Here is a 21694-nt window from a genome sequence, read left to right as displayed (position 1 = left end):
AAATCTTACACTTTCAGCCTCGACCAAAACGCAGGAATGGAGGCATTGTCTTTTACACGCAAGTAATCAGTTTGCGCCAGCATCCAAAGCGAAATTTGCACCCCGCAGATAATTCAAGCAAAGAAGCTCACACCATCTCAAATACCTGAGCCTTGGTTTGAAAAGGCTTCGCCATGAATAAGGAACTTGCATGAATAATGCCTCCGTCAGCAGTGCCACCTCCGGCCCTGCCTGCAGTGCGTGCGTGCCGATCCTGCCGGTGCGCTATGCCATCGTGCCGCGTACCGGCGCTACCCCTGCCTGCCGCTACGCCGACGCAGGCTTCAACCTGGAACAAGGCTTTACCCCCCTGCAGCACTCCGCCTACACCCTGCGTGCCCTGCGCCCTGGCTACATCTACGTGTTCATGCAAGGCCCCCAGGGCGAAAAGCTGGTCATTCATGAATACGACGGCGAAGGCCACTACAAGGAACTGCACTACCGGGGCCTGGAGGCCTATCACCTGCGTCATCGCTACCAGGCCAGCCGGACCGTGGGCTGGGTGTGGGCCGATACCTGCCCGGACACCGCCAAGGAAGTGTGGATCGGCTACAGCCCGCATTTGTGGACCAACGCCACGACCGCGCGCATCACCGGCTCGGCCGCCTTGCGCAAACGGCATATGCGCCAGCTGGACATGGCCGAGCTGTTGGCCAGCAACCAGTCCCCGTCCAGCCAGCCCCATGTGTTGCCGGTCAGCGCCCTGCAAACCTGGGTCGAAGACTTCAAGCCGGCCAGCCGGCGCATGCCACTGACCTGGAGTAGCCATCCGTTCACCGACACGCTGCCCATCGGCAACCTCATCGCCATGGCGCGGCACTACCCGAGTACCCAGCCGAAAGTCCCGGTGGTGGTGGCCCTCGCCGATGCCGAAGGCATGGCCCTGGACCTGGGCCTGTCGGTGTCGGCCTACCAGCATCAACTGCGTGACCTGATGCCCGCCGAGCAGCTGGAACACACCCGACCTGCGCAAGGCCCCGAGCATGAACGAGTGCCAGCGTGCTACCGGCTGGATGCCGAACAGCTGAGCCGACAAAGCCGCGATTTCCACCATCGCAACCTGGTGGGCATGCTGCTGAACAAGACGCTGGAAAGCCTGTACCCGGCCGATGCACCGTCACCGGAGCTGGCCGCCTTCAGGATCAACACGGAACGCCGCGGCCCCGCCGCTGCTCCGGCAGCGGCACGCTTCGAGGCCCTCACTCACCAGGACTACTCCCCCGGCGGCGCCCGCCTGGCACAGCGCATTGATACCGCCAAATACCTGCGCTTTCTCGCTGAACGCGATGCGCTGGAAGAGCGGCTTGCAAGCCTGCGCAACCTGGCCTTGCAAGCCAGCAACGATCACGACGTCTGGCTGGCCACGGCGGAGGCCGCTGCTGTCGATAATCCCTACAGCCTTGCTGCGGCGCTGGCCTGCTACGACCGTGACGAACGCCTCTCCGCCCGCGGCCTGGAAATATCCCTGGCGCTGATAATCAATCCAATGGGTCAGCCAACACCCGGTACCGAAGACCAGGATCGACGCTTCAAACGTCTGGAACAGTGGCTGGATCAGCACGACAGCCCGCTGTACACAGCCCTGGCACCGTTCAACCCGTTCAAGGACAAGGCCGACTCGATCGGCAGTCTGTTCGGCGCCAGCGACGATGTAATCGAGGGCCTGGCCGGTCGTTTCCCGGCCATGGCCGATATCAGCGACCTCACCGCCCAGTCGGTCAATGCCGTGGTGCTCAAGCGCCTGCGTGGAAAGACCCGGTGGGATGCCAGTCATGGCCTGCGTCAGCAAGTGCTGCTGGCAGCACGTGAAGGCAATGCCGAGAAAGCGCTGGGGCTGCTGGCAGCCCGGTATCGGATCACCGAGCAGGCAATTCGGGAAAATCCGTTCAGCCAGGAGGTAGAGAAATACCTCAAGAACGGGATGGCGCAAGTTGAAGAAATGAAGCAACTGCGTATCTCGGGAAGCCGAACGGTGTCAATTGAACTGACCACTACCGCGCGGGTGAAGCCTAACTTTGTCGGGTTGCTTGTTTCTGGCGGCGGAGGCGGTTTGAACGCGGGGATGCTGTGGTTCAACGTGCTGTCGCTGAAGACGGCCTATAACAGCCTGCAGAAGAGCGATGCCCCGGAATACACCATGGGGTTTGCTTCATCCATTTTCGGCGTGATCGGTGCAGCGGCGGCAACATTGGTCAGCGTAAGGGCAGCGCAAAGAGTTGTAATCTCGAGGCTTAGCCCAATGGCGCCAGGTATTGCCTTCGGCAAGGGAATCATCACGCTACTCAATAGTCACCTGTTCGCGAGAGCATCAGGCTACCCGGCGATAATACTGGGCCTTCTATCTGACTTTACCAAGGGATGGCGCCAATCACAAAACGGTAATTCAGTTACCGGTCTATATAATATTACCGGCGGCGCGGTAAGTGCCATAGGCTCCGCCCTCATATTAGAGGGGAGCCTTGCCATCGCTGGTCCGACATTTTTTATACCTTTCGCAGGCTGGGCCGCAGCGGGTGTAGTGTTGATGGGAGCCTCTCTTATGGCAGGAGGGCTATATCTCTATTCCAAGGCGCATGAACGCTTACACAGCCCGATAGAGTTATGGGCGAGCAGATGTATTTTTGGAACCAGACAAAGCGATGGTGAAATCCGCCCTGACTTGACTCTAGACTTTGAGCAAAAACTTCCTCGCTTCGATAACATAATTATGGAAATCGAATCATGGCATTCTGAGACATATGCTCCATTAGCACTTTCGCTGGATCACTCTACACAATTAGGTCTAGAAGGGCTTACCACAGACCTTAGCGTAAACAGCCAATGGCCTACCCCGGACTGGGCAACAATTATACACAGTCAAGTATCACAGGCCACGCCCACAATAGAATTCACCATATTGCTGCCAAACTTCATGCTCGAACAAAGCGAATGGTCAGGAGCGTTGGAGTCCAGCGATCGTGATGGACATACAACAACGATTACCACGCTACCAATATGCTATATAACACCAGCTGGCTTAGTACTCCATTACAAGACCCAAAAAAAAGCAACCAAAAGCGCAAGACTAACAATCAACTATCATCTAAATCATGGATTAGCCACACGATTAAAGCTAAATACCCAATTCTGTATCGAGAGGTGACGCATGGCAACCATATGGTTATTCAACCCCCATCAAAAAAACGACATAGAACCTAAAATCTCAGACCAGCTAGTTGATTCCACCAGCTTCTTCCTGCGCTTGAGAAATCCATGGGTTACTGACTCAGTATTTATGGGGAAAATGTACACGGCAATGTGCCTAGCTACTGCAATATTTGTGTACACTCTTCTTTTAGATGACACAACCAACTATGAGCTAGAGGGCGCCTACGCATTTCTGGTAGCGCAGATTATAGTACCTTTTATTTTTACACCTTTCCTAGCCTATAGAATAATCTATATAAAAAAGCTTTCTGACATCTACCTGAATAGGACAACACAAAAAATCTATTATAAACGCTTCGGAAAACTATTCACTTTTGATTGGAGCAACATCAGGGGAGGCCGATTCAAACGCACTGAATTCGGTGGATCATCCTTTACCACCAGCTACGCCTTAGCCTTCGCCCCTCGCCGAGAAGATGGCAGCCTGCACCAGAAAGACTGCCTGTGGGTCGACAGTAACTCGCCCACCGAATCCGACATTCTGTACGTCGCCGAAGTCTGGGAATACCTTCGCCACTTCATGGACCACGGCCCGGACAAACTTCCCCCGCCAGGCGAACCCAACTGGTGGCACAAGCCCCTGCACGCGATCTGCCTGACCCCGGCGGAAGCCTGGCGCCACTATGCCCCATGGCGAACCGGCGAGCCGGGAGAAATGCGGGGCAAAAAGAACTGGCAATTGCCATTCTGGGCCGTTCTGTTCCCTTACAACCTCACAGTCGCCATTGCCTGGTACTTCGTCTGCAAGCTCTTCAATGTCCGCGCAGCGGCGCCACCCGCTGAGGCTTTTGAAAGCGCGCCTGCTAACGCTCTCGAGTGACCACCACCTCGAGATACTCACTCGGCACCACCAGCGACGATGGGCCACCCACATTGTTTGCATTCAACAATTCAGCCAGATCACGCTCCAACGCCTTGGCCGCCTCCGGCTCCAAAGCGGCGAACGCCTTGTGCACCGGCCCGTACCATGTCCGGAAAACCTCGATGAAGTGCGCTGCCGAGCGGTAGCGGAAATTGAAGTGCTGGCGGCTGACGTTCAATTCGCCATGCGCCCCCTCGAACATCACGCGCAGCTGGGCCTCATCGCCCCAGCGCGAAGGCGGCAAAGCCCCGGCGGGCGGTGGTACATGCAGGCCAAGGGTCTTGAACATCTGGCCTACGAAGCCTTGCGGGGTCCAGTTGGCCAGGCCGATGCGACCACCGGGCCGGCACACCCGCGCCAGCTCGCGCGCGGCTTGGGTCTGGTCGGGGGCGAACATCACACCGAAGGTGGACAGCACTGCATCGAAACTGCCATCGGCGAATGGCAAGGCTTCGGCATCGGCGGCCTGGAACACCACGTTCAGGTGCTCGGCCCGCGCCCGTTCTTCGCCGCGCTTGAGCAGTTCGGGCACGTAATCGGTGGAGGTAACGCGACAGCCGCGCCGGGCAGCGGCCAGGGTGGCGTTGCCGTTGCCGGCGGCAACGTCCAGCACCTGCTCGTCCCAGCGTAGGTCACAGGCCTCGGCCAGGCGTTCGCCAACCAGCTGCAGAGTGGTGCCGATTACCGCGTAATCACCACTTGCCCAAGCGGCTTGTTGGCGGGTTTTCAGGGCATTGTTGTCCAAAGGGGTGCTCATGGTCTGCGCCTTCTTGTTGTGCGCGGCCGAGGTCCTTCTGGCGGTGTATGCGCCGGTGGATCAAAAGGATGGGTGCAGAAAGCTACGCCTTTGGCAGGCGCAGCGGCAAGACGAAATAGGGATAGGGACAAGATCGAGGCGTTATATGAGGTATGCCCGGCCCTTCATATGACTTTGGCATTGATTGTTGGCGGTGATATCGGATTCGCCGGCAAGCCCGCTCCACAGGGACCACATGATCCCTGTAGGAGCGGCTGGATGCAGCTGCGGTCAGGCCATTTTGGCCCTGGCAGCGTGCAGTTTCTTGTAGCTTTCGATCAGGCGCAGATGGCGGTCAAGGCCTTCGAGCTTCATGCTGGTAGGGGTGAGGCCGTGGAAACGCACGCTGCCGTCCACCGATCCCAGCACCGCGTCCATGCGCGGGTTGCCGAACATGCGGCGGAAGTTGGCTTCGTAGTCGACCATTTCCAGCTCGTCGTCCAGTTGCACTTCCAGCACCACGTTCAGGGCCTGGTAGAACAGGCCGCGCTCGACGGTATTGTCGTTGAACTGCAGGAACGCCTCGACCAGTTCCTTGGCATCTTCAAAACGCTGCACCGCCAGGCAGATCAGCAGCTTCAGCTCAAGAATGGTCAATTGCCCCCACACCGTGTTCTCGTCGAACTCCACGCCGATCAGCGTGGTGATGGTGGTGTAGTCATCGACGTCACAGTTGTCCAGGCGCTTGAGCAGCAGCTTCAGCGAGCGGCTATCGAGGCTGTGCAGGTTGAGGATGTCGGCACGGAACGACAGGGCGCGATTGGTGTTGTCCCAGATCAGGTCCTCGACCGGGTAGATTTCCGAATAACCAGGCACCAGAATGCGGCACGCGGTGGCGCCAAGGTTGTCATACACCGCCATGTACACTTCCTTGTCCAGCGCTTCGAGGATACCAAACAGGGTGGCGGCTTCCTGGAGGTTGGAATCCTCACCGTGGCCGGAGAAGTCCCACTCCACGAATTCGAAGTCGGCCTTGGCACTGAAGAAGCGCCACGACACCACACCGCTGGAATCGATGAAGTGCTCGACGAAGTTGTTCGGCTCGGTCAGCGCGTGGCTTTCGAAGGTGGGCTGCGGCAGGTCGTTCAGGCCCTCGAAGCTGCGGCCCTGCAGCAGTTCGGTAAGGCTGCGCTCCAGCGCCACTTCAAGGCTAGGGTGGGCGCCGAACGAGGCGAACACGCCGCCGGTACGCGGGTTCATCAGGGTCACGCACATGACCGGGAACTCACCGCCCAGCGAGGCATCTTTCACCAGCACCGGGAACCCCTGCTCTTCCAGCCCCTGGATACCGGCGACGATGGCCGGGTACTTGGCCAGCACCTCCTGCGGTACGTCCGGCAGGCACAGCTCGCCTTCAAGGATTTCGCGTTTGACCGCGCGCTCGAAGATTTCCGACAAGCACTGCACCTGCGCCTCGGCCAGGGTGTTGCCGGCGCTCATGCCGTTGCTGAGGAACAGGTTTTCGATAAGGTTGGACGGGAAGTACACCACCTGCTGGTCGGACTGGCGCACGAACGGCAGCGAGCAGATGCCGCGCGCCTTGTTGCCCGAGTTGGTGTCGTACAGGTGCGAGCCACGCAGCTCGCCATCCGGGTTATAGACCTCGAGGCAGTGCGCATCGAGGATTTCGGCCGGCAGCGCATCGCGTGGGCCAGGCATGAACCACTGCTCGTTCGGGTAATGCACGAACGACGCGTTGGCCAGGTCTTCGCCCCAAAACTGGTCGTTGTAGAAGAAGTTGCAGTTCAGGCGCTCGATGAATTCGCCCAACGCCGAGGCCAGTGCGGCCTCTTTGGTCGAGCCTTTGCCGTTGGTGAAGCACATCGGCGACTGCGCATCGCGTACATGCAGCGACCACACGTTAGGCACGATATTGCGCCACGAAGCGATCTCGATCTTCATGCCCAGCCCGGCGAGAATGGCGGACATGTTGGCGATGGTCTGCTCCAGCGGCAGGTCCTTGCCGGGAATGTAGGTGCTGGTGTCCGACACCGGCATCAGCAGCCCCTGGGCATCGGCATCGAGGTTGTCGACCACTTCGATGACGAATTCCGGGCCGGTCTGCACCACCTTCTTGACCGTGCAGCGGTCGATGGAGCGCAGGATGCCCTGGCGGTCCTTCTCGGAAATGTCCTCGGGCAGCTCCACCTGGATCTTGAAAATCTGGTTGTAGCGGTTTTCCGGGTCGACGATGTTGTTCTGCGACAGGCGGATGTTTTCGGTGGGGATGTCGCGGGTCTGGCAGTACAACTTGACGAAGTAAGCCGCGCACAAGGCCGAGGACGCCAGGAAGTAGTCGAACGGGCCTGGGGCCGAACCATCGCCCTTGTAACGGATCGGCTGGTCGGCGATCACCGTGAAGTCGTCGAACTTGGCTTCTAGACGGAGATTGTCGAGAAAATTGACCTTGATTTCCATGCGGGTTTACCGTGATTTAAGCGTGCAAAACGAAATTGGCCGGCATTATCCGGGTTTTCACGCAGGAAGTCCTCCCCGCATCTGAACGCAGCGCGGCCGCAGGCTTGCGCATTTCACCGGATTGCTTGCCCGATCCTCTGCCGCCGCCCGGTCAAGGGACGCGCGGTCGTAGAGGTGTGCTAGCGTTTCTGCACTGGAGAACAACGTATTCCCCAGGCAAAAAACACAGCGACAGCAACCGTGAATGGCAGGTGAACCATGGAACTACGCATCAACCAGAAGACCTATCAGGTCGAGGCGGACGCCGACACGCCCTTGTTGTGGGTAATTCGCGATGACCTGGGCCTGACCGGCACCAAGTATGGCTGCGGCCTGGCCCAGTGCGGCGCCTGCTCGGTGCTGGTGGACGGCAATGTGGTGCGCGCCTGCGTTACCCCGGTGGCCGGAGTGGTCGGGCGCGAGGTCACCACCATCGAAGCGATCGAGGCCGATGCGGTCGGCAAGCGCGTGGTCGCCGCCTGGGTCGAGCACCAGGTGGCCCAGTGCGGCTACTGCCAGTCTGGCCAGGTGATGGCGGCCACGGCGCTGCTCAAGCACACCCCCAAACCCAGTGACGCGCAGATCGAAGCGGCGATGGTCAACCTGTGCCGCTGCGGCACCTATAACGCTATCCATGTCGCCGTGCATGACCTGGCTCAGGGGGAAACAGCCTGATGAACACCCCAGCCGATACCCCCGCCGAACTGCTCAAACTGCAGCTTGGCGAAACAGTCAATCTGTCACGCCGGCGCTTTATCGCCGGCACTGCGGTCGGCGCCTTGGTACTTGGCTTCGGCCTGCCCATGGGCACGGCCCGGGTGCAAGCGGCGGCCACAGCAAGCGCGCAACGCGGCACCCAGGTGCCGGCGTTTCTGGAGATCCGCCCGGACGGTACGGTGCGCCTGCTCAGCCCGTTCATGGAAGGCGGCCAGGGGCCTTTTACCGCCATGGCGCAGATCGTCGGCGAAGAGCTGGATGTCGACCCTGCCAACTTCGTGGTGGACAGCGCGCCACCCGGCGAAGCCTATGTGGTGATGGAAAACGGCATGCGTATTACCGGTGGCAGCATGTCGGTGCGCATGAGCTACCCGACCATGCGCCGCCTGGGCGCTTTGGCCCGTGCCATGCTGCTGCAGGCAGGCGCCGAACAGCTCGGCGTACCGGTCGAACAGCTGTCCACCACGCCGGGTAACGTAGTACATACCACGACTGGCCGCTCAATTCCCTACGGTGAGCTGGCCGGGCGCGCGATGGACCTGCCGGTGCCTGATCCGAGCACGGTCAAGTTGCGCGACCCCAGCCAGTTTCGCTGGATCGGTAAACCCGTGCGCCGCCTGGATGCCTATGACAAGTCAACCGGCAAGGCCCAGTACTGCATCGACATGAAAGTCGACGGCATGCTGCATGCCGCCGTGCAGCACGCACCCCGTCTGGGCATGACCGTGGGCAGCCTGCGCAATGAGGATCAGGTCAAGGCCATGAAAGGTGTGCATTCACTGCATCAGCTGCCAGGCGCCGTCGCCGTGGTCGCCGAGCGCTGGTGGCACGCCAAGCGCGCGGTGGAAGCGGTCCAGGTAGACTGGAAAGAGCCGGCGGCGGACACCAAGGTGCGGCCGATGCCCGCGGACTTTTCCAGCGACGGCTGGCGCGAGCACCTGGCCACCGTGCAGGGGCCGGCCCGCGACGAGGAGAACGAAGGCGATATCGCCGGCGCACTGGGGAATGCCAAGACCAGCATCGAAGCCAGCTACCATAACCAGTACCTGAACCACGCCCAGCTGGAGCCACCCTCTGCCCTCGCCCGCTACAACCCCGACGGCACCCTGGAGGTCTGGCTGCCCAACCAGGCACCGGACATGTTCCGTGACGACATTGCCAAGCGTACGGGCCTGGACCCTGAACAGATCCTCCTCCACTCGCCGCTGCTGGGCGGTTTCTTTGGCCGCCACTTCCTGTACGACTCGGCCAACCCCTACCCCCAGGCCATCGCCCTGGCCAAGGCAGTCGGCCGGCCAGTGAAGCTTATCTGGAGCCGTGAAGAGGAGTTTCTGCGCGATGTGCTGCGGCCCGTTGCTGTGGTGAAATTCCGCGCTGGGCTGGACGCCGAGGGCTGGCCGGTTGCGCTGGAGGCGGTGAGTGCCACTGAAGGCCCCACCGAGGCCATCGCCGGCAAGCAAGGCGACAAAGTCGACCCAACCGCGCTTGAAGGGCTATCGGGCAAGGCCTACGCCATTGCCAACAAGCGCATTGCCCAGATCTACGTCAAAGGCCCGGCCATGCTGGGTTACTGGCGCTCGGTCGGCAATTCGCTGAACGACTTCTTCTATGAAAGCTTTCTCGACGAACTGGCCGACAAGGGCGGCAAGGACCCGTTCGAACTGCGCCGCCACCTGCTACGCGACAACCCGCGCCTGACCAACCTGCTGAACGCGGTCGCCGAATTGTCCGGTGGCTGGAAACGCGGCCCGTTCACCGCCGAAGATGGCAGCAAGCGCGCGCGGGGCGTGGCCATGGCCTCACCGTTCGGCTCGGAGGCCGCGGTGATTGCCGAGGTGTCGATCGACAACGGCCAGGTCAAGGTGCACGACATCTGGCAGGCCATCGACCCGGGCAGCATCGTCAACCCGGCGATCATCGAGCACCAGGTCAACGGCGCAGTCGCCCTGGGCCTATCGCAGACGTTGCTGGAGGAAGCGGTGTACGTGGACGGCAAACCGCGCGCGCGCAACTACGACCTGTACCCGATCCTGCCACCTTCGCGCATGGCCCGGGTGCATGTACGTATTGTCGAAAGCGGCGCGAAGATGGGTGGCATCGGCGAGCCGCCGCTGCCCGCCGTGGCACCGGCCGTGGCCAATGCAGTCGCGCAGCTTACCGGCCAGCGCGTGCGCAGCCTGCCATTGAGCCGCCATACCTTCAGTTGACTGCACAAGGAACGCCCCATGACCCATCGTTTCGCAAGGACCGCTGGCTGGCTGGTGCTGCCCTGCCTGGTCGCGGCAGGCCTGCTGGCCTGGTACGTCACCCGCGAGCCCGCCTCGCCGTTTGCCGGGACGCCGATCGTGGCCAGCGACCCGGCGCTGGTCAGCCGCGGCGAGTACGTGGCCCGTCTCGCCGACTGCGTGGCCTGCCACAGCCTGCCAGACGCCAGACCGTTTGCCGGCGGACTGGAAATGGCCACCCCGCTGGGCGCAATCCACGCCACCAACATCACCCCTGATAGCGACACAGGTATTGGCAACTACAGCCTGGCCGACTTCGACCGCGCCGTGCGTCAAGGCGTGGCTCCTGGCGGACGGCGGCTGTACCCGGCCATGCCCTACCCGTCCTACGCCAAGCTCAGCGATGATGATGTGAAGGCGCTTTATGCGTTCTTCATGCACGGGGTGCAACCTGCCCGGCAGGCCAACCTGGCCAGCGATATCCCTTGGCCGCTGAACCTGCGCTGGCCCATCGCCCTGTGGAACGGCCTGTTCGCTGCCAACACACCATACACAGACAAACCCGAGCAGGATGCGCAGTGGAACCGTGGTGCCTACCTGGTCCAGGGGCCCGGCCATTGCGGCAGCTGCCATACCCCGCGGGGCCTGGCTTTCAACGAGAAAGCCCTGGATGACAGCGGCAAGCCGTTCCTCGCCGGCGCCCTGCTCGATGGCTGGTACGCACCGAGCCTGCGCGCCGACCCCAATACCGGGCTGGGGCGCTGGAGCGAGGCGGACATTGCGCAGTTCCTGAAGACCGGGCGAAACCGCCATGCGGTGGTGTTCGGTTCGATGACCGAGGCGTTCAACAACTCCTTGCAGTTCATGCATGACGAGGACCTTGCCGCCATTGCCCGCTACCTGAAATCGCTGCCCGGCGACCCGCAGCGCGACGGCGTGCCGTGGCAGTACCAGGCAGAATCTGCAACGGCGCGGCTCGACAGCCCGGGCGCATATACCTATGTGACCCGCTGCGCAACGTGCCACGGCCTGGATGGCAAGGGCCAGGCCGAATGGATGCCGCCGCTGGCCGGGGCCACGTCGGCCCTGGCCAAAGAGGCGGCCTCGGCGATCAACATCACCCTTAACGGTTCGCAGCGCGTGGTAACTGCCGGGGTGCCGGATGCCTATCGCATGCCGGCTTTGCGCGAGCAGTTGAGTGATCAGGAGATTGCCGAGGTGCTGAGCTTCGTGCGCACGGCATGGGGCAACCACGGTGGTGCGGTGAATGCGCAGGCGGTGGGGAAGCTGCGTGAACATACCGACCCGGCCAGCAGCAGCCCGATCATTCTGCATATGCGCTGAAGCAGGGGCGGGCTGCTACGGCTGCGCCCGCTCCAGGTTCTGCTTCAACAACCGCTCCGGCAATTCCCCGGCAACGATCCTCTCCATCTCCCGTGCCAGCGCTTCACGCAGCTGTGACTGGTTGCAGCGCGAGTTACGCGACAGCGCCAGGTACAACCCCTCACTGGAAACCGGCGGCTCCAGCACCTGGAGAGTGCCTGTGATACCCAACGTGCGCGCCAGCGCCATGCCGGGGTACTGCTCGTACACCACGTAATCGCTGCGCTTGTGCATCAGTTTCTCGAACGCCTGCCGGGCACCGGGCACCGCTTCAAGGGTGAGGTTGGCCTTGGCGTAGTCGTCGAATTGCTGGCCGTGGCTGTTGTTGACCAGCGTACCGCCCTTGCGACCTGCAAGATCGGCCCATTGCCGATAGGCAAAGGCGTTGTCCCGGCGCACCCACACCACGCTGGGTGTGTGCAGAAATGGCGGTGCGACGAAGTCCATCTGCTGCCGACGCGCATCGGTCTGAAAATACCCGGCCAGCAGGTCGATCCGGCCAGTACGCACTTCTTCCTGCGCGCGCGACCAAGGCCCGGCGTAGATCACATCGATTTCCAGCCCAAGCTGCTTGCCCAGGTATTTGAGCAGGTCGGCATTGGCGCCGATCAGCTGCTGGGGGTTTTGCGGGTCGCGCCACAGGTACGGGGGGTATTCCGGGTTACCGGTGGCGGTCAGCCGTCGACATTGCTCAGCCGCTGCCGCCGCCAAGGGAAGCAGCAGGCACAGAAAAACTGGCAAGGCGTAGCGAAAGCAACGCTCGATCATCGACGACCCTCGGCACCTGTGACATCCGCCGACCCGGCGGAGCGGCCAAAGGCTGCCACCTCCTGTGGTCGACTGCAGCAATCATCTGCGCGTGCTGCAGACAGTCTGGACCATCAGCGGCTAGCAGGCTGGCCTTTCATCGGCCGGACCACGCATTTTCACGTGCCTTGGCGGCGCATCGCCAGGATCGCTGCACCAAACCCGATAAAGGTCGTACCCACCACCCGGCTCACCCAGCGCGACAGCGACGGCCGCGTCAATACCCCTTTTGCCCGCGCAGCCAAGGCGGCATACAGGCTCAGTGAGGTAAGCGACAACGCCACGAAAATCCCGGTAAGGGTCAGGAACTGCGGTAGCAATGCGGCGCCCTGGTCGATGAACTGCGGAAACAATGCAGTGAAGAACATGGTCGCCTTGGGGTTGGTGACCGCCGTGAAGAAGGCCGACTTGAACAGTTTCACAGGCGTAGGCCGGACCTTGGCCACGCCCTCTGCACTTCCCGCTACCAGCATCGGGCTTTTTTTCAGCAATTGCCGCGCCCCGAGGTAGAACAGGTAGCCCGCCCCCAGGATCTTCACGGCATTGAACAGCATTTCGGAACTGGCCAGCAGCGCGCCCAGCCCCAGCATGGCGGCTGCCGACAGGCAGAACAGGCCCAAGCCATTGCCCAGCGACGACCAGATCGCGCTGCGCTGGCCGTGGGCCAGGCTGTTGTTGATGGCCATCAGGGTGGCAGGGCCAGGGCTGGCAATCGCGATAGCGGCAACCAGGGTAAAAGCAAGCAGCGAGTGGGAATCCATTTCAGGCTCGTCAGGCAATCGGCAAAGGCTGCGTGGATGGCACGCAGGTTCAGTCGGCATTCTGCCGTTTGGCTGCCTTTTTGGCGATAGCCTTCATGCGCGTCGCCGCCCGTTGCACGGTGGCCATCTTTTCCGGGCGTTTCATGCCCCGCCATTTGCGGATTTCGTCACGGCTACGGCCACAGCTTACGCACAGCTCGCTGTTGAGCTGGCATAACGAGACGCAGGGGTTGTCGATGTCTTTGGCCATGCCGGTGCTCAGCCAGACAATTGCGCACGCGCGCGCTCGGCGGCGTCGTGGAAAACCTTGCGCAGTTCTGCAGCCTTGACCTTGCTGACCGACCTGGGCGGCAGCAGTTCATCGACCACGCGAATGCCTTGGGCCAAGGCGGTATTCAGTTGCTCAGTGTCGGAGGCGTCGGCGATATCACCCAGATAATGCGCGATGAGATACACGTAACGGTCCTGCAACTTCAGCGCTTCAAGCGCGTCGAGAGCCTTCTGGAACCGATCGGCTGCGTCAGGGCTCATGCTCAGTTTATCGAAATGAATCAGGCTCACACGGTCAGTGGCCATTGACGAATCTCCGTTTCCTGGTACGGCCTGGCCCACAAGCAGCAGCGCTTCTACGGTGCTCGGATGTGCAGGCCCGGGTAATGACCGTCAGGTTACCAGAACGCGAGGTATAAAGGGTCATGGCCCCCGGAACTAAAAGCAGTTGGCAGGTCGCGCAATGGACGCCCCAGGGCGTAATCGGGACAGGAGCCGCCTTTTGCGGCACAGGATAATCGCGGCGGCAACTCACCCGGCCGAGGCCGTCATCGAGCTCGGTAGCCCACACAACAACAAGCCTGCACCTGCAGGTAAGCCACAGGGGCCTCATTCTTCATGGCAAAGGAACACATCACCGAAACGCTCGACCTTGGGGTGACCGACCCCTCGAAAACCGCAGAAGCCCGCCAGGACCGGCGTTTCGAGGGCAAGCTCGACTGGATCGTGTTTGGTTGCACCAGCGGCCTGGCCATCGCATTCGTGCTGTGGGGCCTGCTCAACCAGGCCAGCCTCGCCAGCAGCGCTTCCAGCGCGCAATCCTGGGTCATTCTCAACTTCGGCTGGTTCTTCGTGCTCACTTCCACCCTGTTCGTGGTGTTCGTGCTGTGGCTGGCCGCCAGCCGTTACGGTCGGGTGCCGCTGGGGCGTGATGGCGAACTGCCAGAATTTCGCACGGTGTCCTGGGTGGCGATGATGTTCAGCGCCGGCATGGGTATCGGCCTGATGTTCTTCGGCGTGGCCGAACCGTTGTCGCACTATGTGTCGCCGCCGCCTGGTTCGGCCAGCCCCCAGTCGAGCGAAGCGATGCAGGTGGCCATGGCCACCACGCTGTTCCACTGGACCCTGCATCCTTGGGCCATGTACGCCATCGTCGGCCTGGCGATTGCCTACGGCACCTTCCGCCGCGGCCGCTCGCAGCTGATTTCCGCTGCCTTCCGCCCCTTGATCGGCAAGCACGCCAACGGCCCGCTGGGCCGGCTGATCGACATGATGGCGATCTTCGCCACGCTGTTCGGCTCGGCCGCCTCGCTGGGCCTGGGTGCGCTGCAGATCGCCGGCGGCCTGGAGTACAACGGCTGGATCGAAAGCCCGGGCAAGCTGTTCTACATTTCGATCATTACGCTGCTGACCATTGCCTTCGTCACCTCGGCGGTATCGGGCATCGGCAAAGGCATCCAGTGGCTGTCCAACACCAACATGGTATTGGCACTGCTGCTGGCGCTGTTCGTGTTCGTGGTCGGGCCGACCCTGCTGATGCTCAACCTGCTGCCGACCTCGATCGGCATCTATATCAAGATGCTGCCGGAAATGATGGCCCGCACCAACGCCAGCGGCGGCGAGCAGATGGACAACTGGCTGGCCGGCTGGACGGTGTTCTACTGGGCCTGGTGGATCTCCTGGACACCGTTCGTGGGCATGTTCATCGCCCGCATCAGCCGTGGCCGCACCATTCGCCAGTTCGTGACCGGCGTGCTGCTGGTGCCGAGCCTGGTCAGCCTGGTGTGGTTCACCGTGTTCGGCGGCGCGGCCATCGACGCCCTGCGCGACGGCGCGCTGCAACTGGCCAACGGGGCGGTCAACAGCAACCATGCGCTGTACCAGTTGCTGGACAGCTACCCGCTGGCCTCGGCCACCTCGGTGCTGGTGATGGTCCTGGTGGGCATCTTCTTTGTCTCCGGTGCCGATGCCGCTTCGCTGGTGATGGGCACGCTGTCGGAACATGGCACCACCGCGCCATCACGGCGCACGGTGATTTTCTGGGGTGCACTGACCGGTACGGTGGCGGCGATCATGCTGGCGATCGGCGACCCGGGTGACCCTGGCGAGGCGCTGACCGGGCTGCAGAACCTGACCATTGTCGTGGCCTTGCCGTTCGTGGTGGTGATGGTGCTGCTGTGCCTGGCGCTGTACCGCGACCTGCGCAAGGACCCGATGATGCTGCGCCACCTGCGTGGCAACGAGCTGATCGAAAAAGCCGTGCTGTATGGGGCGGTGAAGCATGGCGAGGAGTTCTACATCGTGGTGCAGGAGAAGAAGGCCTCGGTGAAGCCGGCGGCAGAGGCCAGTGAAGTGGCCCAGCGCTGAAACCGGCTGGCGCTCGTCTCTTTGGGCTTTACCCGCAAATGCGTCGTTGGTTTGGCCAACGCATTCGCGGGTGGGCTCTCGTAGAACTGCACATAACTCACTGATTTAGCAGGGAACCTGTGGGAGCGGGCGTGCCCGCGAACACCGGCGCAGCCGGTGCCATGCACCGGGTTGGATTCTTCGCGGGCGCGCCCGCTCCCACAGGGTACGCGGAGCGCCCAGCATCCGTTCTATGCGCGACACCGTAGCCCAATGAGCTGGGCGATCTCCTACCGGGCCTTGGCAAGCCTGCGGATGTGTTGTTTTTCAGGGCCAGTCAATCGCCCAGGAAGCTGTCCTCGAACGCGTAAATGCAGGCCTCCACGCACAGCGCCATGCCCGCCTGCAGCTCGCCTTCGTAGCCATAGGATTCAGGGTCTTCCGGGTAACCAATGCTCGGGTACTCGTCGCACAGCCCCGCAGCACCGCTGGGGCGCAATAACGGGGGCGCGATCTCGGTGGAAGCGCCCCACAGGGTCACGCATCACCCGTTCAACGCCGCCTCTATACCGGCCACATCAATCTTGCCCATCTGCATCATCGCGTCGAACGCGCGCTTGGCCGCCGCACGGTCGGGGTGGCCGATGGCTTCGATGAGGATGCGCGGGGTGATCTGCCAGGAGATCCCCCATTTGTCCTTGCACCAGCCGCATACACTGGCCTCGCCACCGTTATCGATAATTGCGTCCCACAACCGGTCGGTTTCGGCCTGGTCCTCGGTGCTGACCTGAAACGAAAACGCTTCACTGTGCTTGAACGTCGGGCCACCGTTCAGGCCCACACAAGGGATGCCCATCACCGTGAACTCCACCGTGATCACGTCGCCCTGCTTGCCCGACGGGTAATCACCCGGCGCTTGGTGCACCGCGATCACGCTGCTGTCGGGAAACGTGCTGGCATAAAAATTCGCGGCCTCTTCGGCATCGTGGTCGTACCAGAGGCAGATTGTGTTCTTGGCCGTCATGGTGGTGCTCCATGAATGAGGGAGAACGTTAGAGTCTAGCCTCGGCATTGACCCAAGGCCCGCACAGCCGATTTTACCGTACGCCTGTACGATAAATCCCCCTGCTGCGAGCCCTTCCATTGACCTGCCGTTGGCGGGCTTGCTTGCGGGGTCTGGGCATGGGGGTCTCGCGACTGCTGTTGTGGCGAGGATAGCAAGCTTGGCGCTGCGCTCAACAATCTGCCCGGCGATGGCGGTCAGCAACATCGCCACAGTCAACGACAGCAGGGGCGCTGCCTGAGGCCGGGCGCCGCAACATTCTGCAGACATTTCCGACATCAGGTAGTGAACCTGCTTACAAAAAAGCGGTCTTTCGCTGACGGTCAACTCACCGACCGGTTCACCGGCCCAGTCACCGGGCCTACTTTTGTCCTGTTTCAGCGAAGACCCAACATGCCCGAATCCCGCCCAACTGCCTCCGCCCTCATTGCCCTGCGCGGTGGCCTGATCGCCACCGTGGTGGCCCTTGCCGCACCGGCGCATGCCGAAGAGCCTGCCAGCGATGCACGCTGGGTCAGTGACAGCCTGAGCACCTACGTGCGCAGCGGCCCGACCGACGGCCACCGCATCGTCGGCACGCTCAAGTCCGGGCAGAAGCTGACCCTGGTCGGCAGCCAGGGCAACTACAGCCAGGTACGCGGGCAGAATGGCGATGTGGTGTGGATCCTCAGCAACGACCTGCAGTCGGTGCCCGGCCAGAACGAACGCCTGCCGTTGCTCGATGCCCAGGTCGCAGAGTTGACCGGGCAGTTGAAGACCATCGACGACAGCTGGAAGAACCGTGTGCAGGGCATGCAGGAAACCCTCGACTCACGCAAGAAGCTGGTCGACGAACTGGAGGCGCGCAACAAGGCGCTGAGCGAGCAGCTCGATGAGAGCCAGTCGACCCTGCGTGATACCCAGGCGCGCCTTGGCGATGAGAACAAGCAGGTGATGATGCGCTACATGGTGTATGGCGGCAGCATTGCCGGCGCGGGGCTGCTGATGGGGCTGATCCTGCCGGCGTTGACCCGTGGCCGGAAGAAGAACGACCGCTGGTTCTGATGCCAGCTATGCCGGCGTCTTCGCAGGTTTGTTCCGCGAAGAGGCCGGCACGGCTCACACCTACTTGCTACGCGCCTTGTTGTAGATGGTCTTGGCCTGGTCCGCAGCCGACTGGCACTTGGTCATGTCACCCTTGTCCCGCGCCGTCTTGGCCTCCTCCATTTTCACCTTGAAGTCATGTGCCATGCCACCGTGCATCGCCTGACCGCTAGCTTTGTGGAAGTCTTCCAACTCCTGAATCTTCGCATCGCAGTTGGTCTTGGGATCCGCATGTGCAGCAAAACTCAGCACCGAAGCAATCACCAGCAGTGTCATGGATTTCATGCAACATTCTCCTGGGAAATTCGAAAGATGCTCGAGCGACATCGGCTCGACGCCACACACAGCATAGTCCCCCTCGGGCAACCACACCTGCGCTCAGCCGTGTGATCGTGCGCCTTCAGCGAACAGATAGTCGATGAATACCCGAAGCCGCAGCGGCATGTGCCGGGACTGCGGGTAGATCAGCACGAACGGCCGCGAGGTGCCGCCGTACTCGGCCAGCACCTCCACCAGCGCGCCGCTGTCCAGCGCCTCCTGCACGGTAAAGCGGTAGGCCTGCATCAGCCCGGCGCCGTGGCGCACCAGGGTTGCGGTGGCAAGAAAATCGCCAAGGCAGGTGAAGCTGCCATCGGTCTCCAACTCCAGTTCTCGGCCATCGCGGCGGAAACTCCAGCGCGGGCGCCGGCCGCTGCTGGCCAGTTCGAACTGGATGCACTCGTGCCCAGCCAGGTCTTCCGGCACTTGCGGTGTGCCCCGGCGTGCCAGGTAGGCGGGCGTGGCCACCACCACCAACGGGGCATCTTCCAGGCGCCGCGCCACCAGCCGCGAGTCGGCAGGCTCGCGGCCACGGATGGCGAGGTCGAAGTGCTCCTCGGCAAAGTCGACGTTGCGATTGCTGACATGTACGTCTACCTGCACCTGCGGGTAGCGTTGCTGGAACGCCGGCAGCAACGGCAGCAGCCGGTGGTGCGCGTAAGGCGTCGGCACACTGATGCGCAGGCGGCCGCTGGGCGCGACCTGGCCGCCTGTGACCTGGCGCTCTGCCTCGACCAGTTGCCCGAGCGCCTGGCGGCATTGCTGGTAATACGCCTGCCCAGCCTCGGAAAGCCGCATCTGCCGGGTGGTGCGCACGAACAGGCGCACTCCCAGGCGCTCCTCCAGACGGGCCACACTGCGGCTTACCGCCGCCGGAGTGACGCCAGCCTCGGTGGCTGCGGCAGTAAAGCTGCCGCTGTCAGCGGCAAGGCAAAACAGCTCCAGGCTGCCCAGTTGCAGGTCATCGAAGTGGCGGGACATGAGGGCTCGATTGATTACATGGTGTATTGATTGAAATGCTATCCGGCACATTTTTCAAGCATGTGTTGCAGCCTACAGTGAGCTCCACCCGAGCCATCGGCTCACCTTCCGGAGTACGCAAGCATGACCCAGCCAAGAACCGTCATCATCACCGGGGCCTCCAGCGGCCTGGGCTTCGCCCTGGCCGAGGCGTTCCTCGAACGCGGCGACAATGTCGTCGGCAATGCCCGCAGCCAGGCGCGCCTGGAGCAGGCCGCCGGCCGCCTCGGCAATCCTTCGCGCTTTGTTGGTGTGGCCGGCGACATCGCCGAACCAGGCACGGCTGAGCGGTTGTTCGCCAGCGCGGTGCAAACCTTTGGTGGGGTCGACATCCTTATCAACAATGCCGGCATCTTCATTGCCAAACCGTTTACCGAGTACACCGCAGTGGATGTCGACGCGCTGGTCGGGACCAACCTGAAGGGGTTCTTCTACCCGGCCCAGGAAGCGGCGCGGATCATGGCAGGGCAAGGGCACGGGCAGATCATCGCCATCACCGCCTCCATCGCCTTGCAACCAGACACCCGCGTACCCGCGTTGTTGCCGGTGCTGGTCAAGGGCGGCCTGAACCAGGCAGTAAAAGGCCTGGCGCTGGAGCTGGCGGCCAGCGGGGTGCAGGTGAATGCGGTGGCACCGGGAATCATCGATACCCCACTGCATGGGGGCAATGTGCAAGGCCTGGGCGCGCTGTCACCCAGCGGCCGCACCGGCTCGCCGCAGGACGTGGTGGACGCCGTGCTGTACCTGGCCGACTCAGCTTTCGTCAGCGGTGTGATCTTGCCGGTGGATGGCGGCAGCACTGCCGGCACCTGGCACTGAACAGAGGAGCAAGCAGCCATGCCTTATGTGCATATTCGTGTGACCGATGAAGGGGTAACTGCTGAGCACAAGCGCCAGCTGATCGAGCAGACCACCCGCATGTTGCAGCAAGTGCTGGGCAAACCGCCGGCCAGTACCTTTGTGGTGATCGAGGAGGTGCCGACCGATAACTGGGGGGTTGGTGGGGAGACGGTGACCCAGGTACGGGCGCGAGAGCGGCGGTGAGGTTGCTGCCACACGAGAACCGATCACCAGGCGTTGCGCAGAGTGTGAGGGTGATTCTATGCTCCAGGGCAAATTGCATCAGGGCTGACAGGTGCTTGCCATTAGAGGTGCAGCGCCTATGAGATCGAGCGCCGCGCGGGCGGCGCTCGATCTCATAGGCGCTGAAAATGCTGTGCCAAGCACCTGTCAGCCCCGATGCAATCCCCCCAAAAATCCCCTGCCAACGATGGAGCCCCTACTGCCGCAAACGCTCCAACGCCTGCAGCACATACTCCGTTGCCCGTTCCCCCTGCCCTTCCCGGCAAGCGATGCCCAACTGCCGCCATAACCCCGGCCGCAGCGGCCTGCGCATAACACGCCGGTCCAGCTCCGCCGCCTCACCTTCCTGCGGCAACAACGTCGCCCCATACCCGGCGCCGACCAGGCTCTTGATCGCATCGTTGTAGTTCAGCTCGATCCGCGGCTCGGGGTACAGCCCCGCCGCTGCGAACCACTCCCCGGTCACCCGCGACAGCTGGGTGCTGCTGTCGTTGAGGATCAACGCCCGCTGCGCCAGCCAGGCCGGCGTAACCTTCGCCGGTGGCTGCCAGTCGGCAGGCACATAAGCCAGGATCGGGTCGCGCCGCCAAGGGGTTACCGTCAACCCTTTCCCCGCCACCTGCGGCAAGGCCACCAGGCCGATGTCCAGCGTGCCCTCGCGCAGCCGTGCCAGCGACGCCTGCGAGGTCAGCACCTGCACTTGCACGTCGATCCTCGGGTGCTCCACCCGCAGCTGCTCCAGCGCCTGAGGCAACAAGTGGGCGATGGCCCCGGTGGACGCGCCCAGCCGCACCCGGCCGGTCAGCCCCTCGACCTGCCGGCGCACTTCTTCAAGCGCCAGGTCGGCATCGGCCAGCAAGCGACGGGCACGCGCCAGCAGCGTTTCGCCGATCGCGGTGGGCCGAACCTGGCCGCGGGTGCGGCTGAGCAAAGCACCGCCAACCCGCGCCTCCAGCTCGGCCACGTGCAGGCTGATGGTGGGCGGCGCCAGGTTGAGCTGGCGTGCAGCCTCGGCAAACGAGCCAAGGTCGCTGATGACCACCAAGGTGCGGAGGCGGTCGAGGCTGATTTCGCGCATTGTCTATACCGTCCACTTCACAGGAAGAGCCTGAGGGCCTGTCAAACCCAGCCCCGTCCGTGTAGAAGCGGCGGTGCGGCGATCCGATCTACCCGCTAAAGGGCCGGCCTTGACATGTTCGTTCAGAAAATCTGAACACTACCGTCATGATATTCAAATTTCCTTAATCAAAGCCACAG

20 protein-coding genes are annotated in these 21694 nt (G+C 62.3%); 9 read left to right on the top strand and 11 right to left on the bottom strand.

From position 1 onward, the window contains the following. Positions 1-190 precede the first annotated feature (190 nt). Both AC5O5R_RS12060 and AC5O5R_RS12055 read left to right on the top strand, forming a co-directional pair. Positions 191-3181 (top strand): T6SS effector BTH_I2691 family protein, encoded by a 2991-nt coding sequence (locus AC5O5R_RS12060; protein ID WP_494515401.1) that lies wholly within the window; start codon positions 191-193, stop codon positions 3179-3181. 3 nt (positions 3182-3184) lie between these two features. Beyond that, complete coding sequence (locus AC5O5R_RS12055) at positions 3185-4066, top strand: DUF6708 domain-containing protein (protein WP_494515400.1); 882 nt, start codon at positions 3185-3187, stop codon at positions 4064-4066. Here the strand turns inward: AC5O5R_RS12055 and AC5O5R_RS12050 are convergent. Next, entirely contained in the window at positions 4050-4865 is an 816-nt protein-coding gene (locus AC5O5R_RS12050) for a class I SAM-dependent methyltransferase (protein ID WP_494515399.1), read from the bottom strand. The two genes, AC5O5R_RS12055 and AC5O5R_RS12050, sit on opposite strands and share 17 nt — an antisense overlap. 270 nt (positions 4866-5135) lie before the next feature. Further along, a complete protein-coding gene (locus AC5O5R_RS12045; protein WP_172231662.1) occupies positions 5136-7322 on the bottom strand; it encodes an OsmC domain/YcaO domain-containing protein in 2187 nt (728 codons plus the stop codon). Positions 7323-7580: 258 nt separating this feature from the next. Between AC5O5R_RS12045 and AC5O5R_RS12040 the strand changes: the two genes are divergently transcribed. The 3 genes from AC5O5R_RS12040 to AC5O5R_RS12030 are packed head-to-tail and all read left to right on the top strand — an operon-like array spanning position 7581 to position 11647. Then, positions 7581-8036: a (2Fe-2S)-binding protein gene (locus tag AC5O5R_RS12040; RefSeq protein ID WP_172231659.1), complete on the top strand. Its 456-nt coding sequence runs from the start codon at positions 7581-7583 to the stop codon at positions 8034-8036. Beyond that, the gene (locus tag AC5O5R_RS12035) at positions 8036-10285 is read left to right on the top strand and encodes a xanthine dehydrogenase family protein molybdopterin-binding subunit (RefSeq protein ID WP_494515398.1); all 2250 of its coding nucleotides are present in this window, start codon (positions 8036-8038) and stop codon (positions 10283-10285) included. The genes AC5O5R_RS12040 and AC5O5R_RS12035 overlap by 1 nt, the downstream gene beginning before the upstream one ends. An 18-nt stretch (positions 10286-10303) precedes the next feature. Beyond that, complete coding sequence (locus tag AC5O5R_RS12030) at positions 10304-11647, top strand: c-type cytochrome (RefSeq protein ID WP_172227798.1); 1344 nt, start codon at positions 10304-10306, stop codon at positions 11645-11647. A gap of 15 nt (positions 11648-11662) precedes the next feature. On the opposite strand, the gene AC5O5R_RS12025 is transcribed toward AC5O5R_RS12030, so the two are convergent. From AC5O5R_RS12025 to AC5O5R_RS12010, 4 genes are all read right to left on the bottom strand, one after another. Then, positions 11663-12454: a substrate-binding periplasmic protein gene (locus AC5O5R_RS12025; protein WP_172227796.1), complete on the bottom strand. Its 792-nt coding sequence runs from the start codon at positions 12452-12454 to the stop codon at positions 11663-11665. 158 nt (positions 12455-12612) lie between these two features. Continuing rightward, entirely contained in the window at positions 12613-13254 is a 642-nt protein-coding gene (locus AC5O5R_RS12020) for a LysE family translocator (RefSeq protein ID WP_172227794.1), read from the bottom strand. 49 nt (positions 13255-13303) lie between these two features. Further along, positions 13304-13504 (bottom strand): DUF1289 domain-containing protein, encoded by a 201-nt coding sequence (locus AC5O5R_RS12015; protein ID WP_172227792.1) that lies wholly within the window; start codon positions 13502-13504, stop codon positions 13304-13306. A gap of 8 nt (positions 13505-13512) precedes the next feature. Then, positions 13513-13830 carry a hypothetical protein gene (locus AC5O5R_RS12010; protein ID WP_172227790.1) on the bottom strand — a complete coding sequence of 106 codons (318 nt, stop codon included), beginning with the start codon at positions 13828-13830 and terminating at the stop codon, positions 13513-13515. A gap of 312 nt (positions 13831-14142) precedes the next feature. Between AC5O5R_RS12010 and AC5O5R_RS12005 the strand changes: the two genes are divergently transcribed. Next, on the top strand, positions 14143-15891 hold the full coding sequence (locus AC5O5R_RS12005) for a BCCT family transporter (protein WP_172227788.1): 1749 nt from the start codon (positions 14143-14145) through the stop codon (positions 15889-15891). A gap of 316 nt (positions 15892-16207) precedes the next feature. On the opposite strand, the gene AC5O5R_RS12000 is transcribed toward AC5O5R_RS12005, so the two are convergent. Beyond that, complete coding sequence (locus AC5O5R_RS12000; RefSeq protein WP_256678494.1) at positions 16208-16411, bottom strand: hypothetical protein; 204 nt, start codon at positions 16409-16411, stop codon at positions 16208-16210. Between the two features lie 3 nt (positions 16412-16414). Beyond that, positions 16415-16894: a VOC family protein gene (locus AC5O5R_RS11995; protein WP_172227786.1), complete on the bottom strand. Its 480-nt coding sequence runs from the start codon at positions 16892-16894 to the stop codon at positions 16415-16417. Positions 16895-17326: 432 nt separating this feature from the next. On the opposite strand from AC5O5R_RS11995, the gene AC5O5R_RS11990 reads away from it, so the two are divergent. Then, on the top strand, positions 17327-17977 hold the full coding sequence (locus AC5O5R_RS11990; RefSeq protein ID WP_172227784.1) for a TIGR04211 family SH3 domain-containing protein: 651 nt from the start codon (positions 17327-17329) through the stop codon (positions 17975-17977). Positions 17978-18037: 60 nt separating this feature from the next. Here AC5O5R_RS11990 and AC5O5R_RS11985 read toward each other — a convergent pair whose 3' ends face one another. Together AC5O5R_RS11985 and AC5O5R_RS11980 are read right to left on the bottom strand one after the other, a co-directional pair. After that, positions 18038-18301 (bottom strand): PA2433 domain-containing protein, encoded by a 264-nt coding sequence (locus AC5O5R_RS11985; RefSeq protein WP_172227782.1) that lies wholly within the window; start codon positions 18299-18301, stop codon positions 18038-18040. 93 nt (positions 18302-18394) lie between these two features. Further along, on the bottom strand, positions 18395-19315 hold the full coding sequence (locus AC5O5R_RS11980) for a LysR family transcriptional regulator (protein ID WP_172227780.1): 921 nt from the start codon (positions 19313-19315) through the stop codon (positions 18395-18397). A gap of 123 nt (positions 19316-19438) precedes the next feature. On the opposite strand from AC5O5R_RS11980, the gene AC5O5R_RS11975 reads away from it, so the two are divergent. Together AC5O5R_RS11975 and AC5O5R_RS11970 are read left to right on the top strand one after the other, a co-directional pair. Further along, on the top strand, positions 19439-20173 hold the full coding sequence (locus AC5O5R_RS11975; protein ID WP_172227778.1) for an SDR family NAD(P)-dependent oxidoreductase: 735 nt from the start codon (positions 19439-19441) through the stop codon (positions 20171-20173). Positions 20174-20191: 18 nt separating this feature from the next. Next, positions 20192-20398, top strand: coding sequence for a tautomerase family protein (locus tag AC5O5R_RS11970; RefSeq protein ID WP_172227776.1), 207 nt, complete (start codon positions 20192-20194; stop codon positions 20396-20398). 235 nt (positions 20399-20633) lie between these two features. Here AC5O5R_RS11970 and AC5O5R_RS11965 read toward each other — a convergent pair whose 3' ends face one another. Continuing rightward, on the bottom strand, positions 20634-21515 hold the full coding sequence (locus tag AC5O5R_RS11965) for a LysR family transcriptional regulator (protein ID WP_172229730.1): 882 nt from the start codon (positions 21513-21515) through the stop codon (positions 20634-20636). Between the last annotated feature and the right edge of the window lie 179 nt (positions 21516-21694).

The organism is Pseudomonas sp. 8_5_2 (genome assembly GCF_059295255.1).
This window is presented reverse-complemented; position numbering and strand designations above follow the sequence as displayed.

Bases quoted from the DNA above. Each gene is read 5' to 3' on its own strand.
- AC5O5R_RS12010 (WP_172227790.1), bottom strand. From the start codon at position 13,830: ATGGCCACTGACCGTGTGAGCCTGATTCATTTCGATAAACTGAGCATG.
- AC5O5R_RS12020 (WP_172227794.1), bottom strand. From the start codon at position 13,254: ATGGATTCCCACTCGCTGCTTGCTTTTACCCTGGTTGCCGCTATCGCG.
- AC5O5R_RS12045 (WP_172231662.1), bottom strand. From the start codon at position 7,322: ATGGAAATCAAGGTCAATTTTCTCGACAATCTCCGTCTAGAAGCCAAG.
- AC5O5R_RS11980 (WP_172227780.1), bottom strand. From the start codon at position 19,315: ATGTCCCGCCACTTCGATGACCTGCAACTGGGCAGCCTGGAGCTGTTT.
- AC5O5R_RS12060 (WP_494515401.1), top strand. From the start codon at position 191: ATGAATAATGCCTCCGTCAGCAGTGCCACCTCCGGCCCTGCCTGCAGT.
- AC5O5R_RS11970 (WP_172227776.1), top strand. From the start codon at position 20,192: ATGCCTTATGTGCATATTCGTGTGACCGATGAAGGGGTAACTGCTGAG.
- AC5O5R_RS11995 (WP_172227786.1), bottom strand. From the start codon at position 16,894: ATGACGGCCAAGAACACAATCTGCCTCTGGTACGACCACGATGCCGAA.
- AC5O5R_RS12015 (WP_172227792.1), bottom strand. From the start codon at position 13,504: ATGGCCAAAGACATCGACAACCCCTGCGTCTCGTTATGCCAGCTCAAC.
- AC5O5R_RS12050 (WP_494515399.1), bottom strand. From the start codon at position 4,865: ATGAGCACCCCTTTGGACAACAATGCCCTGAAAACCCGCCAACAAGCC.
- AC5O5R_RS11985 (WP_172227782.1), bottom strand. From the start codon at position 18,301: ATGAAATCCATGACACTGCTGGTGATTGCTTCGGTGCTGAGTTTTGCT.
- AC5O5R_RS11990 (WP_172227784.1), top strand. From the start codon at position 17,327: ATGCCCGAATCCCGCCCAACTGCCTCCGCCCTCATTGCCCTGCGCGGT.
- AC5O5R_RS11965 (WP_172229730.1), bottom strand. From the start codon at position 21,515: ATGCGCGAAATCAGCCTCGACCGCCTCCGCACCTTGGTGGTCATCAGC.
- AC5O5R_RS12055 (WP_494515400.1), top strand. From the start codon at position 3,185: ATGGCAACCATATGGTTATTCAACCCCCATCAAAAAAACGACATAGAA.
- AC5O5R_RS12005 (WP_172227788.1), top strand. From the start codon at position 14,143: ATGGCAAAGGAACACATCACCGAAACGCTCGACCTTGGGGTGACCGAC.
- AC5O5R_RS11975 (WP_172227778.1), top strand. From the start codon at position 19,439: ATGACCCAGCCAAGAACCGTCATCATCACCGGGGCCTCCAGCGGCCTG.
- AC5O5R_RS12030 (WP_172227798.1), top strand. From the start codon at position 10,304: ATGACCCATCGTTTCGCAAGGACCGCTGGCTGGCTGGTGCTGCCCTGC.
- AC5O5R_RS12025 (WP_172227796.1), bottom strand. From the start codon at position 12,454: ATGATCGAGCGTTGCTTTCGCTACGCCTTGCCAGTTTTTCTGTGCCTG.
- AC5O5R_RS12040 (WP_172231659.1), top strand. From the start codon at position 7,581: ATGGAACTACGCATCAACCAGAAGACCTATCAGGTCGAGGCGGACGCC.
- AC5O5R_RS12035 (WP_494515398.1), top strand. From the start codon at position 8,036: ATGAACACCCCAGCCGATACCCCCGCCGAACTGCTCAAACTGCAGCTT.